Here is a 16,282-nt window from a genome sequence, read left to right on the forward strand (position 1 = left end):
TGACGTGGGGTGCCCACGCTCCCCGCCTTCCGCTCGAACCACAGAAGAGAGACCCACCACCCATGTCCTGGCTGTCCAGATTCAGCCTCGCGCAGCGGGCCCTCATCGGGCTGATGTCGATCATCGCGCTCGTCTTCGGGGCGATAGCGATCCCCCAGCTCAAGCAGCAGCTGCTGCCCACCATCGAACTGCCCATGGTGTCCGTGCTCGCGCCGTACCAGGGTGCCTCTCCGGATGTGGTCGAGAAGCAGGTCGTCGAACCCATCGAGGACAACCTCGAAGGCGTCGACGGCATCACGGGTGTCACCTCCACCGCCGCCGAGGGCAACGCCGTGATCATGGCGTCCTTCGACTACGGCAACGACACCAAGCAGCTCGTCGCCGACGTCCAGCAGGCCGTGAACCGGGCCCGCGCCCAACTCCCGGACAGCGTCGACCCGCAGGTCATCGCGGGTTCGACGGACGACATGCCGACCGTCGTCCTCGCCGTCACCTCCGACAAGGACCAGCAGGCCCTCTCCGACCAGCTCGACCGGACCGTCGTCCCGTCCCTGGAGGACATCGACGGCGTCGGCCGGGTCACCGTCGCCGGTGTGCGGGACCTCCAGGTCACCGTCACGCCCGACGACGGGAAGATGGCGAAGGCCGGACTCACCTCCGCCGCCCTCGGCCAGGCCCTCCAGGCGGGCGGGGCGACCGTCCCGGCCGGCTCCTTCGACGAGGACGGCAGCAACCGCACCGTCCAGGTCGGCGGCGGCTTCACCTCGCTCGGCCAGATCAAGGACCTGATGGTCGCCGGCGGCCCCGGCAAGAAGCCCGTGCGCCTCGGCGCCGTCGCCACCGTCCGGCAGGAGCAGGCCCCGGCCGACTCCATCACGCGCACCGACGGCCGTCCGAGCCTCGCCGTGAGCGTCACCATGGACCACGACGGCAGCGCGGTCGCCATCTCCGACGCCGTCAAGGACAAGCTCTCCGGTCTGCGCAAGGACCTCGGCGCCGGCTCGACGATCACCGTCGTCAGCGACCAGGGCCCCGCCGTCTCCAAGTCCATCCACGGCCTGACCACCGAGGGCGCCCTGGGCCTCCTCTTCGCGGTCCTGGTCATCCTGCTGTTCCTCGCGTCGGTCCGCTCGACGCTGGTCACCGCCGTGTCCATCCCGCTCTCCGTGGTGCTGGCCCTGGTCGTCCTGTGGACCCGCGACCTGTCGCTCAACATGCTGACGCTCGGCGCGCTCACCATCGCGATCGGCCGGGTCGTCGACGACTCGATCGTCGTCCTGGAGAACATCAAGCGGCACCTCGGCTACGGCGAGGAGCGCGAGCAGGCGATCCTCGCGGCGGTCCGCGAGGTCGCCGGGGCGGTCACGTCCTCGACCCTCACCACGGTGGCCGTCTTCCTGCCGATCGGTCTGACCGGCGGCATGGTCGGCGAACTGTTCGGCTCCTTCAGCATCACGGTCACGGCGGCGCTCCTCGCCTCCCTGCTCGTCTCGCTGACGGTCGTCCCGGTCCTCTCCTACTGGTTCCTGCGCGCCCCCAAGGGCACACCGGCGGACGCGAAGGAGGCCCGGCGCAAGGCCGAGGAGAAGGAGGAGCGCAGCCGTCTGCAGCGCTTCTACGTCCCCGTCCTGCGCTTCGCCACGCGGCGCCGGCTCACCAGTGTGCTGATCGCGGTCGCCGTCCTCGTCGGTACGTTCGGCATGGCGCCGCTGCTGAAGACGAACTTCTTCGACCAGGGCGAGCAGGAAGTCCTCACCGTCAAGCAGGAGTTGAAGCCCGGCACCAGCCTGGCCGCGACCGACGCGCAGGCGAAGAAGGTCGAGAAGCTCCTCGGCGGCATCAAGGGCGTCAAGAACTACCAGGTCACCATCGGCTCCTCCGGCTTCATGGCGGCCTTCGGCGGCGGCACGGACACGAACCAGGCGTCCTACCAGGTCATGCTGGACGACGCGGCCTCGTACGAGGACGTCCAGGACCGCATCGAGAAGGGGCTCGGCGCGCTCTCCGGCGTCGGCACCACCACGGTGTCCGCCGGTGACGGCTTCGGCAGCCAGGACCTCAGCGTCGTCGTGAAGGCGGCCGACGGGGACGTGCTGCGCGAGGCCGCGGGCAAGGTCCGTGACGAGGTGGCGAAGCTCGACGACGTCACCGACGTCACGAGCGACCTCGCGCAGAGCGTGCCGCGCATCTCGGTCAAGGCCAACTCCAAGGCGGCGGCGGCCGGTTTCAACGACGCCACGCTCGGCGCGGCCGTCGGCGAGGCGGTCCGTGGAACCACCAGCGGCAAGGCGATCCTGGACGACTCCGAGCGGGACGTCGTCATCCGGTCCGCCGAGCCGGCCACCACGCTCGCGGAGCTGCGCGGGCTGCGGCTCGGCGCGGTGAAGCTCGGTGACATCGCGGACGTGAAGCTGGTCGACGGGCCGGTCTCGATGACCCGGATCGACGGTCAGCGCGCGGCCACCATCTCGGCCAAGCCGACCGGCGACAACACGGGCGCCGTCAGCGCGGACCTCACCGCGAAGCTCGACAAGCTGAAGCTGCCCGCGGGTGCCACGGCGTCGATCGGCGGCGTCTCGTCGGACCAGGACGACGCGTTCGCGTCGCTGGGCCTCGCGATGCTGGCGGCGATCGCGATCGTCTTCATGCTGCTCGTGGCGACGTTCCGCTCGCTGATCCAGCCGCTGATCCTGCTCGTGTCGATCCCGTTCGCCTCGACCGGCGCGATCGGCCTGCTCGTCCTCACCGGCACCCCGATGGGCGTCCCGGCGATGATCGGCATGCTGATGCTCATCGGCATCGTGGTGACCAACGCGATCGTGCTGATCGACCTGATCAACCAGTACCGCAAGCAGGGGTACGGCGTGGTCGAGGCCGTCGTCGAGGGCGGCCGGCACCGGCTCCGTCCGATCCTGATGACGGCACTGGCGACGATCTTCGCCCTGTTGCCCATGGCGCTGGGTGTGACCGGCGAGGGCGGCTTCATCGCGCAGCCGCTCGCGGTGGTCGTGATCGGCGGTCTCATCACCTCGACGCTGCTCACCCTGCTGCTCGTGCCGACGCTCTACGCGATGGTCGAACTCCGCAAGGAGCGCCGCGCGAAGAAGAAGGCGGCGAAGCGGGCGGCGAAGTCCGGTGCGGACACCGCCGGCCGCGGGGACGACGAGCAGTCCGACGAGAACGAGAACGAGAGCGGGAACGACAACAAGGACAAGGACGGGGACAAGTCCCCGGAGCCGGCCGGAGTCTGACCGGTTCACCACAAGGGCCCCCGTCCCGGCGTTCACACGCCGGGACGGGGGCCCTTGTCCGTACTGCTCAGTGCCGGTGCCGGCACCGGTGCGGGCTACGGCAGCGCCAGCATCCGCTCCAGCGCCAGCTTCGCGAACGCCTCGGTCTCCTTGTCGACCTCGATCCGGTTGACGAGGTTGCCCTCGGCGAGGGACTCCAGGGTCCACACCAGGTGCGGCAGGTCGATGCGGTTCATGGTCGAGCAGAAGCAGACCGTCTTGTCGAGGAAGACGATCTCCTTGCCCTCGGGTGCGAACCGCTTCGCGAGGCGCCGCACGAGGTTCAGCTCCGTGCCGATCGCCCACTTCGAGCCGGCCGGGGCCGCCTCCAGGGCCTTGATGATGTACTCCGTGGAGCCGACGTAGTCGGCCGCCGCGACGACCTCGTGACGGCACTCGGGGTGCACGAGGACGTTGACGCCCGGGATGCGCTCGCGGACGTCGTTCACCGAGTCCAGGCTGAAGCGTCCGTGCACCGAGCAGTGGCCGCGCCACAGGATCATCTTCGCGTCGCGCAGCTGCTCCTGGGTCAGCCCGCCGTTCGGCTTGTGCGGGTTGTAGAGCACACAGTCGTCCAGGGACAGGCCCATGTCGCGGACGGCGGTGTTGCGGCCGAGGTGCTGGTCGGGCAGGAAGAGCACCTTCGAGCCCTGCTCGAAGGCCCACTCCAGGGCCCGCTCGGCGTTCGACGACGTGCAGATCGTGCCGCCGTGCTTGCCCGTGAACGCCTTGATGTCGGCGGAGGAGTTCATGTACGAGACGGGCACGACCTGCTCGGCTATGCCGGCGTCGGTCAGCACGTCCCAGCACTCGGCGACCTGCTCGGCGGTGGCCATGTCGGCCATCGAGCAGCCCGCGGCGAGGTCGGGGAGGACGACCTTCTGGTCGTCGCCGGTGAGGATGTCCGCGGACTCGGCCATGAAGTGCACGCCGCAGAACACGATGTACTCGGCCTCCGGGCGGGCCGCCGCGTCCCGGGCCAGCTTGAAGGAGTCACCGGTCACGTCCGCGAACTGGATGACCTCGTCGCGCTGGTAGTGGTGGCCGAGCACGAAGACCTTGTCGCCGAGCTTCTCCTTGGCCGCGCGGGCGCGCTCGACCAGGTCCGGGTCGGACGGGGAGGGCAGGTCGCCGGGGCACTCGACACCGCGCTCGCTCCTCGGGTCGGCCTCGCGGCCGAGCAGCAGCAGGGCGAGGGGCGTCGGCTGTACGTCGAGATCCTGGGTCTGGGCGGTGGTCACGACACGCACCCTTTCTGTTCTGCGGCTCGCCGGGCCCGTAGGGGAGCGGCCCGGCGGAACGATGCCTTTTCGTCGAATTGACGTTATCTATCATAACCGCTTCACGTCATGTTGACGATGTCCATAGCGTCCATGTGACGTGAATCCCGATCGCCGCTCCGGCGGGGTGCGCCCCGCCGCCCGTGGGGTTGTCCACAGGCCGTGGCCCGTGCGAGGGCGGGTGTGCGAGCATGAACGGAGAAGGCAAAGACACGCACACGGCCCGGAATGAATCCGCGGCCCCGCCGGTTGCAACCGTCGGCAAGCAGTCTCCGTACAACCCGGGAGAGAAGCAGATGTCCGTATCGGACGAGACCACCACCGTGAGCGACGGCATCATCCTGTCCGACGCCGCCGCGGGCAAGGTCAAGGCCCTGCTCGACCAGGAAGGCCGCGAGGACCTGGCGCTGCGCGTCGCCGTTCAGCCCGGCGGCTGCTCGGGTCTGCGGTATCAGCTGTTCTTCGACGAGCGCTCCCTCGACGGCGACGTCGTGAAGGACTTCGGCGGCGTCAAGGTCGTCACCGACCGCATGAGCGCCCCGTACCTCGGCGGCGCCTCGATCGACTTCGTGGACACCATCGAGAAGCAGGGCTTCACGATCGACAACCCGAACGCGACCGGCTCCTGCGCCTGCGGCGACTCCTTCAGCTAGGACGGCACGGCCCGGCCGGGCCCGGCATCGACCGGGCCCGGGTTCGCCGGTGCCGACTGCCACTGAGCCGAGCCCGCGGCTCACGGCTCCGGCCGAACACGTCCGCACGCCGAGTACGGACGAAGGCGGCGTCCCCCTCCGACGGGGACGCCGCCTTCGTGTGTCCGGAGCCCGCCGGGCCGCCGCAGCCGACCCCGCGTCCCGCCGCGACCGCCGGTACTACCGCGGTCCCGCGCCGGTGGTCCCGGACGCTCCGGGCTCGGTGACCCGCCCCTGGTGGATCACCCGGCCGTCGCTCCCGACGACGCTCCGGCCGTCCAGGGGCCCGTCCAGGCGCACCGTCCGCTGGTAGATCTTGGCGATCAGGATGCAGACCTTGCCCTTCTCCGGCTTCTCCGTGACCGTGACGGTCACCCGGTCCCCGCTCTCCTTCGCCGCGACCGTGTAGGTGGCGCACACCCCGCCGGTGAAGGAGACGGTCAGCTCACCGCCGTCCGCCGTGTAGCCCTGGACGTGCACATCCCGCGGGCTCGCCGAGGACTCGTCCCCCGGCGACGTGGGAGCCGGGGTCGGCTGCCCCGGGGCCTCGGGCGCGGTCAGGAACTCGGGGTCGATCGCCGGATGCGTCACGGTGTAGGTGTCCCCGGCACCCGGCGCGCGCACCTCGAACAGCCACGACGGCACCAGCGCCTGCCGCCCGTCCGCCCGGTGCGCCGCCAGTCCGAAGGTCGCCTTCTCCACGGTCACCGACTGCGCCGTGCCCCCCGTGGTCGGGTGCTCGCACGGCTGCTCGTCGCGGTCCTTCAGCGGTACGGGGCTGGCGCAGCCGCCGATCCCCATGCGCCCGCCGCCCGACGGCGAGGCTCCCGACGAGGACCCGTTCATCAGGTCCAGCGTCCGCCGCGCTCCGACGACCGGGTAGGTGTCGCCCTTCACCGGCGTCTTCAACTGGCCGCTGCCGCCGATGACATGACCCTCACCGTCGATCCGGAGCCCGGTCGTCCACCCGTAGGTCGGCAGACCGCCCACCACCGGGTCGGCGTTCACCACCCGCACCCGGTCCATGAGCTGGGTGGCGTCGAGCTTCGCGTCGTCCTGGCCCATGGCCTTGAGCACGGGAGCCGCGGCCTTCTTCGCCGCGGCCTCACCGACGGGACCGGGACCCGCCCCCGACAGACCGCCGGACCCCCCCGACCCGCCCGGCCCGCCGGGCCGGCACGGCTTGCCCCGGGGGCAGTTGTCGGTCCCGGGGATCGCGTAGCTGAACGTCCAGGTCCCCGGAGCGTCCGCGTTCACCCGCAGATTGGGCTCCGAACCGTCCTTCACCGCACCGACCGTCCAGGCGTCTCCGACCAGCCGGGGTGTGCCGGCCAGGTCCAGCGCCTTCGCGAGCCGCTCCACCTCCGCCCGGGTCACGCCGCCCTCGGCCCAGTGGACGGGGGCGGAGCCGGGTCCTTCCGGCAGCTTGCCGTCGGCGCGGTAGGTCGTGCCGTAGGGGTCGGGCTCGCCGGGCGCGATGCCGTTCGGGCCGCCGGTGGATCCGGTGCTCGTGGTCGTCTCGGAGTAACCGTCCAGCGCGAGCGGCGGGGGAGTGCCGTCACCGGCGGGCGTCCCCGGGGAGCCGCTGCCGCCGGCCGCGCTCGTGGCGACGTACGCGCCGCCGCCCCCGACGAGCAGCACCGCCGCGGCGACCGCGACGATCACGGCGGTGGGCCGCCGGCGCGGCACGGCCGGACCGTCGTCCGCGTCCCGCTCCCCGGAAGGGCCCGCGGCACGCACTTCGCCGGAGTCCCCGGAGTCCCCGGAGTCCCCGGAGTCCCCGGAGTCCCCGGAGTCCCCGGAGTCCCGGGACTCCGCGGGGGAACGCCCGTCACGTGCCTCGGTGTCCTTCTCTGCGGGTTCCGCGACGGCTTCCTCCGCGGCGTCCTCGACAGGACCCCTGGCGTCACCCTCGACGGGATCGGTCGCGTCGTCGTCGGGTCGCTCGCTGCTCACCGCATCGCTCCTTCGGCTCCACTGCTGTCCCCTGGCCGGGCCCTGTCGAAGACGGGCCCCGCGAGGTCGTACACCGCGTCCCCTTTACGGGGGACGGCGATGGGACGCAGCGGGGGAGCGCACGGTTCCCTGCGGGCGCTCCGCGCGTTTCACCCGGACGGCGCCGCCGGGCCCTCACCCGGACGGCGGCACCGCTCCGGCGGCGCGCTCAGTCGCCGTAGTCGGACATCCCGTCGAGCATCCGCGCCGAGGTGGACGGCACGGTCACCCCGTGGATGAGGGAGGGGGAGACGGGGAGGGCGGAGGCCGCCGTGGGAGCCGCCCAGTTCCCGGCCATCCGGGCGCAGTCGCCGCGCAGTGTCGCGAGATCGCCGTCCAGGTCGCCGGCCTGGCCGAGCGGAGGGGTGCCTGGGACCTTGAGGTTCGTCATACCGGAACCGTATGCACGCCTGCCGTCACGAAGAAAGATCTACTATCGGGTAGTTTTGCCCGCTTCAGAGGTCCCGTGCCGAACCGGTAGCGTTAACTGTCAATCCCCTCCCCTCGCAGGAGCGTGTCCTAGCCGTGCGTATCGCAGTCACCGGCTCCATCGCCACCGACCACCTCATGACCTTTCCCGGCCGATTCGCCGACCAGTTGGTCGCGGACCAGCTGCACACGGTCTCCCTGTCCTTCCTGGTCGACAACCTCGACGTCCGCCGGGGCGGGGTCGGCGCGAACATCGCGTTCGGCATGGGCCAGCTCGGCACCCGGCCGATCCTCGTCGGTGCGGCCGGCTCCGACTTCGCGGAGTACCGCGCCTGGCTGGACCGGCACGGCGTCGACACCGACTCCGTCCGCATCTCCGAGGTGCTGCACACCGCGCGCTTCGTGTGCACGACGGACGCCGACCACAACCAGATCGGCTCCTTCTACACGGGGGCGATGAGCGAGGCCCGTCTCATCGAGCTGAAGTCCGTCGCGGACCGGGTCGGCGGCCTCGACCTCGTCCTGATCGGCGCGGACGACCCCGAGGGGATGCTCCGCCACACCGAGGAGTGCCGCTCCCGCGCGATCCCCTTCGCCGCCGACTTCTCGCAGCAGATCGCGCGCATGAACGGCGACGAGATCCGGATACTGCTGGACGGCGCGACGTACCTCTTCTCCAACGAGTACGAGAAGGGCCTCATCGAGTCCAAGACGGGCTGGACCGAGGAGGAGATCCTCTCCAAGGTCGGCCACCGGGTCACCACCCTCGGCGCGCGCGGTGTCCGCATCGAGCGCGTCGGCGAGGACCCGATCGAGGTCGGCTGCCCGGAGGAGGAGCTCAAGGCGGACCCGACCGGCGTCGGCGACGCGTTCCGCGCCGGTTTCCTCTCCGGTCTCGCCTGGGGCGTCTCCCACGAGCGCGCCGCCCAGGTCGGCTGCATGCTCGCCACCCTCGTCATCGAGACGGTCGGCACGCAGGAGTACCAGCTGCGCCGCGGCCACTTCATGGACCGCTTCACCAAGGCGTACGGCCACGAGGCCGCCGCCGAGGTCCAGACGCACCTCTCCTAGCAGGACCGGCGGAACCCCGGAGCCTTCCCGCTCCGGGCCCGCCGTGACCGACTAGGACAGCCGGCGGACCACATAGGCCGAGCCGTGGTCCGCCGGCTCCTCACCGACGTACTCCTGCCCCCGCATCTCGCACCACGCCGGGATGTCGAGCCGGGCCGCCTCGTCGTCGGCGAGGACCCGCACCGTGCCGCCGACCGGCACGTCCCCGATGACCTTGGCCAGCTCGATGACGGGGATCGGGCAGCGCCTGCCCAGCGCGTCGACCACCAGGGAGTCGACCGGGGCGGCGGCCTCCTCCTCCTTCACCACCGCCGAGCTCGGCGCGCCGAGCTTCTCGCGCACCGCCGCGACGGTGTCCGGCAGCGCCGCGAGGAACCGCTCGACCTCGTCCTCCGGGGTGCCCGGCGGCAGCGACACCCGGACGTTCCCCTCGCTCAGGACGCCCATGGCCTTCAGGACGTGGCTGGGGGTGAGGGTACTGCTCGTGCACGACGAGCCCGAGGAGACGGAGAAGCCCACCCGGTCCAGCTCGTGCAGCAGTGTCTCCCCGTCGACATAGAGACAGGAGAAGGTCACGATCCCCGGCAGTCGCCGGACCGGGTCGCCGACCACCTCGACGTCCGGGACCAGACCGGGCACCCGTACCCGGATCCGCTCCGTCAGCTCCCGCAGCCGCGCCGCCTCCCGCTCGGCCTCCGCGCGGACCGCGCGCAGCGAGGCCGCCGCCGCCACGACGGCCGGGATGTTCTCGAAACCGGGCGCCCGTCCCGACTCCCGCTCGTCCGCGGGCCCTTGGGGGGCGAACCGGGCTCCCTTGCGCACCACGAGCAGTCCGACGCCCGAAGGCCCGCCCCACTTGTGGGCACTTGCCGTCAGCAGGGACCAGTCGCCCTCCACCCGGCCCCAGCCCAGCGACTGCGCCGCGTCCACCAGGAGCGGCACACCCGCCCCCCGGCACACCTGTGCCACCTCGGCCACCGGCTGTTCGGTCCCCACCTCGTGGTTGGCCGACTGCAGACAGGCCAGCGCGGTGTCGGCGCGCAGGGCCTCCGCGTACGCGGAAGGCGACACCCGGCCCGTCCGGTCGACCGGGATCCGTGTCGCCGTGCCGCCCGACACCTCGTGCGACTCCGCCGAATGGAGCACCGACGAGTGTTCGACGGCTGACACGATCAGGTGGCCTCCGACGCGCCGCCGGCCCGCCAGGGCGCCCGCGATCCCGGAGTGCACCGCGCGGGTTCCGGAGGTGGTGAAGGTCAGCTCGTCGGGGCGGCAGCCCACCGCGTCGGCCGCCGCCTCGCGCGCGGCGTCGAGCAGCAGCCGGGCCCGCCGTCCCTCCCGGTACAGGCGGGCGGGGTCGGCCCACCCCTCGTCGAGCGAGGCCTGCAGGGCCTGTCGGGCGACGGGGTGCAGCGGAGCCGCGGACGCGGCGTCGAAGTAGGACACGCCACCACGCTAGTCCGTCGCCCCAAAGGCACCGTCAGAAGGCATCCGGAGTGGGGCATTCCAGGGCGCGGAAGAGTGCCCCACAGGCGAAACGGCACTCCTTCGGGGAGTCGGGCGGCGCGTTGGGCACCCTCCCCGCGCGACCCCAAATAGCGTCCAGTAGGGTTTGGTCCGCATAAACATCCAAACCCCTGCCCGACGCAGGGCGGCGACCGACCAGCGAGAAGGCCGCAGCCAACAGCGCGGGCGAGACTCTCGGGAAGGCGCTACGTGAGTCCCAACGGCTCCGACCTCCCCCACGCCCTGGGGGGCGCGGGCGGTACCCCCACGCCGCGGCGCCCGATGCGGCGGAAGCTGCTGCAGGCAATGACTGCGGGCCTGGTCCTGGCGACAGCCACTGGTTGCTCGTACAACTGGGAAGACTTCCCCCGCCTTGGTATGCCCACCCCGGTGACGGATGAGGCTCCGCGGATCCTCTCCCTCTGGCAGGGCTCGTGGGCGGCCGCGCTCGCCACGGGCGTGCTGGTCTGGGGCCTGATCCTGTGGAGCGTCGTCTTCCATCGGCGCAGCCGGACCAAGGTCGAAGTTCCTCAGCAGACCCGGTACAACATGCCCATCGAGGCGTTGTACACCGTGGTCCCGCTCATCATCGTCTCGGTGCTGTTCTACTTCACCGCCCGCGACGAGACGAAGCTCCTCAGCCTCGACAAGAAGCCCGACGTCACGGTCAACGTGGTGGGCTTCCAGTGGAGCTGGGGCTTCAACTACGTCGCGGACGTCCCCGGCTCCACCGGGAACGCCAAGACAGACCCGAACCTGGCGGCCATTCCGGACCGGTTCAAGAAGCAGTTCCCGGCGAACGCCGGCGGTGTCTACGACGTCGGCACGCCCGGCACGAAGAACCCGCAGACGGGCAACCCGGGTCCGACCCTCTGGCTCCCCAAGGGCAAGACGGTCCGCTTCGTCCTCACTTCGCGTGACGTCATCCACTCCTTCTGGGTGGTGCCGTTCCTCATGAAGCAGGACGTCATCCCGGGGCACACCAACTCCTTCCAGGTGACGCCCAACCATGAGGGCACCTTCCTGGGCAAGTGTGCCGAGCTGTGCGGCGTCGACCACTCCCGGATGCTCTTCAACGTGAAGGTCGTCTCCCCCGAGCGCTACGAGGCCCACCTCAAGGAGCTCGCGGCGAAGGGACAGACCGGTTACGTCCCGGCCGGCATTGAGCAGACGGGCCACGAGAAGAACCGGGAGACGAACAACCTGTGAGCATCCTCAACGAACCCCAGGGTGCCGACGCAGCCGAAGACTCGTACGAGAGCGAGCTGCCGGTTCGGCGCAAGCAGCCCGGCAGTGTTGTGATCAAGTGGCTCACCACCACGGACCACAAGACGATCGGCACGTTGTATCTGGTCACGTCGTTCGCGTTCTTCTGCATCGGCGGCGTCATGGCGCTGCTCATGCGCGCCGAACTGGCGCGCCCCGGACTGCAGATCATGTCGAACGAGCAGTTCAACCAGGCGTTCACGATGCACGGCACGATCATGCTGCTGATGTTCGCGACGCCGCTGTTCGCCGGTTTCACGAACTGGATCATGCCGCTGCAGATCGGCGCGCCCGACGTGGCGTTCCCGCGGCTGAACATGTTCGCCTACTGGCTCTACCTGTTCGGCTCGACGATCGCGGTCGGTGGCTTCCTCACCCCGCAGGGCGCGGCCGACTTCGGCTGGTTCGCCTACAGCCCGCTGTCCGACGCGGTCCGCTCGCCGGGCATCGGCGCCGACATGTGGATCATGGGTCTGGCCTTCTCCGGCTTCGGCACCATCCTCGGCGCGGTCAACTTCATCACCACGATCATCTGCATGCGCGCTCCCGGCATGACGATGTTCCGCATGCCGATCTTCGTCTGGAACGTGCTGCTCACCGCCGTGCTGGTGCTGCTCGCCTTCCCCGTTCTCGCGGCGGCCCTGTTCGCCCTGGAGGCGGATCGAAAATTCGGGGCACATGTCTTCGATGCGGCCAACGGTGGAGCGCTGCTCTGGCAACACCTCTTCTGGTTCTTCGGCCATCCAGAGGTGTACATCATCGCGCTGCCGTTCTTCGGCATCATCTCCGAAGTCATCCCGGTGTTCTCCCGCAAGCCGATGTTCGGCTACATGGGCCTCATCGGCGCGACCATCGCGATCGCCGGTCTGTCCGTGACCGTGTGGGCGCACCACATGTACGTCACCGGTGGCGTACTGCTCCCGTTCTTCTCCTTCATGACGTTCCTCATCGCCGTACCGACGGGCGTGAAGTTCTTCAACTGGATCGGAACGATGTGGAAGGGCTCGTTGTCCTTCGAGACACCGATGCTCTGGGCCGTCGGCTTCCTGATCACCTTCACCTTCGGTGGTCTGACCGGCGTCATCCTGGCCTCGCCGCCGATGGACTTCCACGTCTCGGACTCGTACTTCGTGGTGGCGCACTTCCACTACGTGGTGTTCGGCACCGTGGTGTTCGCGATGTTCTCCGGCTTCCACTTCTGGTGGCCGAAGATGACGGGCAAGATGCTCGACGAGCGGCTCGGCAAGATCACCTTCTGGACGCTGTTCGTGGGCTTCCACGGCACGTTCCTGGTGCAGCACTGGCTGGGTGCCGAGGGCATGCCGCGTCGCTACGCGGACTACCTCGCGGCCGACGGCTTCACCGCGCTGAACACGATCTCCACGATCAGCTCGTTCCTGCTCGGCCTGTCGATCCTGCCGTTCCTCTACAACGTGTGGAAGACGGCCAAGTACGGCAAGAAGGTCGAGGTCGACGACCCGTGGGGCTACGGCCGCTCGCTGGAGTGGGCCACCTCGTGCCCGCCGCCGCGGCACAACTTCCTCACCCTGCCGCGGATCCGCAGTGAGTCCCCGGCGTTCGACCTGCACCACCCCGAGATCGCCGCGCTCGACCAGCTCGAGCACGCCGGTTCCGGTTCGTCGGCTCTCGCTGGTGGCAAGGAGGCCGGCAAGTGAAGGTCCAAGGCAAGATGTTCCTCTGGCTCGCCGCGTTCATCCTCGTCATGGGGATCGTGTACGGCGTGTGGTCCAAGGAGCCGGCCGGCACCACGGCCCTCTTCATGGGCTTCGGCCTGAGCGTGATGATCGGCTACTACCTGGCCTTCACGGCCCGGCGGGTCGACCAGCTGGCGCAGGACAACAAGGAGGCCGACGTCGCGGACGAGGCCGGCGAGGTGGGCTTCTTCAGCCCGCACAGCTGGCAGCCGCTCGCGCTGGGCGTCGGCGGCGCCCTGGCCTTCATGGGCGTCGTCTTCGGCTGGTGGCTGCTCTACTTCTCGGCCCCGATCATCGTGATCGGCCTGTGGGGCTGGGTCTTCGAGTACTACCACGGTGAGAACCGCACCCAGTAGCACGCGCTGAACCCCGGGGAGCCCGGACACTCCGTCAGGAGAGTCCGGGCTCCCCCGTTTGCCACGACTTCCGTCCCTCGGTCGGCCCACCCGGCGCGCCGTCCTTGACGGGCGTTCATAGCGTGAGCTCATGAACCACTCACCGCGAATCCGCACGGTCGTCAGCTGCACCGCGCTGGTGGTCGCCCTCGGAGCGGGCGCCACCGCCTGCGGCTCCGACGGCCACCCGCTCTCGGCGAAGCCGTACGACGCGGCGGGACAGATCTCGTTCAACGGCCCCGTCGGAGAGAGCAAGAAGCCCGGCAAGGTCGACCCCGACAAGCCGCTCGAAATCACCTCCGAGGATGACGACGGGCGCATCACCGACGTGACGGCCACCGACGCGTCAGGACGCTATGTGGCGGGCGAACTGTCCGCCGACGGCAGTCGCTGGCACAGCACCTCCCCGCTGGCCGCAGGAGCCCACTACACGGTCCGGGTGAGCACCGAGGACGAGGACGGCGCCCCCGGGCGCAAGGTCCTCGGCTTCGACACCAGCACACCCAAGACCAAGAAGACGCTCGACGTCGAGTTCGGCCCCAAGGCCGGCAAGTACGGGGTCGGTCAGCCCGTCACCGCCGAACTGAGCGCCCCCGTCAAGGACAAGGCGGCCCGCGCCGTCGTCGAGCGCGCTCTCAAGGTCGACTCCACGCCCGCCGTGGACGGCGCCTGGCACTGGGTGGACGACAAGACGCTCCACTACCGCCCCAAGGAGTACTGGCCCACCCACGCCACGGTCACGGCGCACAGCAACCTCGCCGGCATCAAGATCGGTGAGCGGCTGTGGGGCGGCAACGCCAAGACCCTGAAGCTCACCACGGGCGACCGGCTCGTCGCCGTCACCGACGCCGCCTCGCACGAGATGACGGTCTACCGCAACGGCGAGCAGATCAACGAGATCCCCGTCACCACCGGCAAGCCCGGCTTCGAGACCCGCAACGGCGTCAAGGTCGTGCTGGGCAAGGAGTACTACGTACAAATGCGCGGTACCAGCATCGGTATCGCCGAGGGCAGTTCGGACTCCTACGACCTGCCCGTGTACTACGCCACCCGGGTGACCTGGAGCGGCGAGTACGTGCACGCCGCGCCGTGGTCGACCGGCTCGCAGGGGTCCGCCAACGTCAGCCACGGCTGCACCGGCATGAGCACCAGCAACGCCGAGTGGTTCTTCGACACCTTCAACGAGGGTGACGTCGTCAAGGTCGTCAACTCGAACGGCGACATGATGGACGCGTTCGGCAACGGCTTCGGCGACTGGAACCTCGACTGGAAGAACTGGCGCGAGGGCAGCGCCCTGGTGGGCGGATCCCCGGACGCCCCGACCCCGGCCGAGCGCGCGAGGCTTCGCCCCGAGAGTGTGTGAGACCGCGCCCCGAGAGGGGCGCGGGTCCTCAGGCGCTCTGCAGGTTCTTGCGGCGCAGCAGGGTGGCCAGGGAGGCGGCGAACTCCACCGGGTCGACCGGAAGGGTGACTGCGGCGTCCGCACGGCTCCAGGTGGCCAGCCAGGCGTCCTGCGGGCGCCCGATGAGGACGAGCGCGGGCGGGCAGTCGAAGACCTCGTCCTTGATCTGCCGGCAGACGCCCATGCCGCCGAGCGGAACCGCCTCGCCGTCCAGCACGCACACGTCGATGCCGCCCTTGTCGAGCTCCATGACGACGGCGGCCGGCGTCGCGCACTCGACGAACTCCACGAGGGGAACGTCCGGAGCGGGCCTGCGCCCGGTGGCGAGCCGCACCTGTGCGCGGGTGTTGGAGTCGTCGCTGTAGACCAGCACCGTGGCGGTCGGCTGCATTCTTCCTCCGGGACGTCGGCGTCGTACGGACATGAAGCGGCCGGGCCGGCCGGAGCCTGCCCGATGCGCGGATGCTACTCCCTTGAACACCTCGTCAACACCGGTTCGGACAGGGCTTCGATGGGCCATACGGGCTGGACACACCCCGTCAACACTCCGAACGGCACCCCCCGGGGTGAGGGCGGGATAAGCGACCGACATAATGTCGGTCGTGGCGACAGCAACGACAGTAGAAACCGGGCACGCGCACCCGTCGGTCAATCGGCCGAACCTCACCAGCGTCGGAACCATCATCTGGCTGAGTTCCGAGCTGATGTTCTTCGCGGCCCTCTTCGCGATGTACTTCACCCTGCGATCGGTGACCGGGCCGGATCACTGGAAGGAAATGGCGTCCAGCCTGAACCTTCCGTTCTCGGCGACGAACACCACGATCCTGGTGCTCTCCTCCCTGACCTGTCAGCTCGGCGTCTTCGCCGCCGAGCGCGGGGACGTGAAGAAGCTCAGGATGTGGTTCACCGTCACCTTCATCATGGGTGCGATCTTCATCGGCGGTCAGGTCTTCGAGTACACCGAACTGGTCAAGAAGGACGGGCTCTCGCTCTCCTCCGACCCGTACGGCTCGGTGTTCTACCTGACCACCGGCTTCCACGGACTGCATGTGACGGGCGGACTCATCGCCTTCCTGCTGGTCCTTGGTCGCACCTATGCGGCTCGGCGGTTCACTCACGAGCAGGCAACCGCCGCCATCGTCGTGTCCTACTACTGGCACTTCGTCGATGTCGTCTGGATCGGCCTCTTCGCCACGATCTACCTGATCAAGTAATCGGGCCCGGAGCCCGAAACATCCAGA

Annotated in this window: 13 protein-coding genes; 8 read left to right on the forward strand and 5 right to left on the reverse strand. The window is 69.7% G+C overall.

Features of this window, described 5'->3' with window-relative positions; translation table 11 throughout:
• Nucleotides 1-62 precede the first annotated feature (62 nt).
• Entirely contained in the window at nucleotides 63-3,251 is a 3,189-nt protein-coding gene (locus OG406_RS28525) for an efflux RND transporter permease subunit (protein WP_329188494.1), read from the forward strand.
• A 95-nt stretch (nucleotides 3,252-3,346) separates the two neighbouring features.
• On the opposite strand, the gene nadA is transcribed toward OG406_RS28525, so the two are convergent.
• A complete protein-coding gene (gene nadA, locus OG406_RS28530) occupies nucleotides 3,347-4,531 on the reverse strand; it encodes a quinolinate synthase NadA (RefSeq protein WP_081216805.1) in 1,185 nt (394 codons plus the stop codon).
• Between the two features lie 335 nt (nucleotides 4,532-4,866).
• Between nadA and OG406_RS28535 the strand changes: the two genes are divergently transcribed.
• Entirely contained in the window at nucleotides 4,867-5,223 is a 357-nt protein-coding gene (locus OG406_RS28535) for a HesB/IscA family protein (protein WP_081216804.1), read from the forward strand.
• 219 nt (nucleotides 5,224-5,442) lie between these two features.
• Here OG406_RS28535 and OG406_RS28540 read toward each other — a convergent pair whose 3' ends face one another.
• A complete protein-coding gene (locus tag OG406_RS28540; RefSeq protein WP_443067115.1) occupies nucleotides 5,443-7,218 on the reverse strand; it encodes a hypothetical protein in 1,776 nt (591 codons plus the stop codon).
• A gap of 208 nt (nucleotides 7,219-7,426) precedes the next feature.
• Nucleotides 7,427-7,648 carry a hypothetical protein gene (locus OG406_RS28545; protein WP_164373927.1) on the reverse strand — a complete coding sequence of 74 codons (222 nt, stop codon included), beginning with the start codon at nucleotides 7,646-7,648 and terminating at the stop codon, nucleotides 7,427-7,429.
• Nucleotides 7,649-7,782: 134 nt separating this feature from the next.
• On the opposite strand from OG406_RS28545, the gene OG406_RS28550 reads away from it, so the two are divergent.
• Entirely contained in the window at nucleotides 7,783-8,757 is a 975-nt protein-coding gene (locus tag OG406_RS28550; protein WP_267050584.1) for a carbohydrate kinase family protein, read from the forward strand.
• A gap of 51 nt (nucleotides 8,758-8,808) precedes the next feature.
• Here OG406_RS28550 and OG406_RS28555 read toward each other — a convergent pair whose 3' ends face one another.
• Nucleotides 8,809-10,203 (reverse strand): cysteine desulfurase/sulfurtransferase TusA family protein, encoded by a 1,395-nt coding sequence (locus OG406_RS28555; protein WP_329188497.1) that lies wholly within the window; start codon nucleotides 10,201-10,203, stop codon nucleotides 8,809-8,811.
• Between the two features lie 270 nt (nucleotides 10,204-10,473).
• On the opposite strand from OG406_RS28555, the gene ctaC reads away from it, so the two are divergent.
• From ctaC to OG406_RS28575, 4 genes are all read left to right on the forward strand, one after another.
• Entirely contained in the window at nucleotides 10,474-11,472 is a 999-nt protein-coding gene (gene ctaC, locus OG406_RS28560; protein WP_382749417.1) for an aa3-type cytochrome oxidase subunit II, read from the forward strand.
• Nucleotides 11,469-13,205, forward strand: a complete 1,737-nt coding sequence (ctaD, locus tag OG406_RS28565; protein WP_081216799.1) for an aa3-type cytochrome oxidase subunit I — start codon at nucleotides 11,469-11,471, stop codon at nucleotides 13,203-13,205. Before ctaC ends, ctaD begins: the two co-directional genes overlap by 4 nt.
• Nucleotides 13,202-13,600, forward strand: coding sequence for a cytochrome c oxidase subunit 4 (locus OG406_RS28570; RefSeq protein WP_081216798.1), 399 nt, complete (start codon nucleotides 13,202-13,204; stop codon nucleotides 13,598-13,600). Before ctaD ends, OG406_RS28570 begins: the two co-directional genes overlap by 4 nt.
• Before the next feature lie 130 nt (nucleotides 13,601-13,730).
• Nucleotides 13,731-15,002: a L,D-transpeptidase gene (locus tag OG406_RS28575; RefSeq protein ID WP_266848941.1), complete on the forward strand. Its 1,272-nt coding sequence runs from the start codon at nucleotides 13,731-13,733 to the stop codon at nucleotides 15,000-15,002.
• A gap of 28 nt (nucleotides 15,003-15,030) precedes the next feature.
• On the opposite strand, the gene OG406_RS28580 is transcribed toward OG406_RS28575, so the two are convergent.
• Nucleotides 15,031-15,432 (reverse strand): hypothetical protein, encoded by a 402-nt coding sequence (locus OG406_RS28580; protein WP_329188501.1) that lies wholly within the window; start codon nucleotides 15,430-15,432, stop codon nucleotides 15,031-15,033.
• Between the two features lie 202 nt (nucleotides 15,433-15,634).
• On the opposite strand from OG406_RS28580, the gene ctaE reads away from it, so the two are divergent.
• Nucleotides 15,635-16,255 carry an aa3-type cytochrome oxidase subunit III gene (ctaE, locus tag OG406_RS28585; protein ID WP_081216795.1) on the forward strand — a complete coding sequence of 207 codons (621 nt, stop codon included), beginning with the start codon at nucleotides 15,635-15,637 and terminating at the stop codon, nucleotides 16,253-16,255.
• The last annotated feature ends 27 nt before the right edge of the window (nucleotides 16,256-16,282 follow it).

Origin of the sequence: Streptomyces sp. NBC_01428 (assembly GCF_036231965.1) — a bacterium.
Lineage (GTDB): Bacteria > Actinomycetota > Actinomycetes > Streptomycetales > Streptomycetaceae > Streptomyces.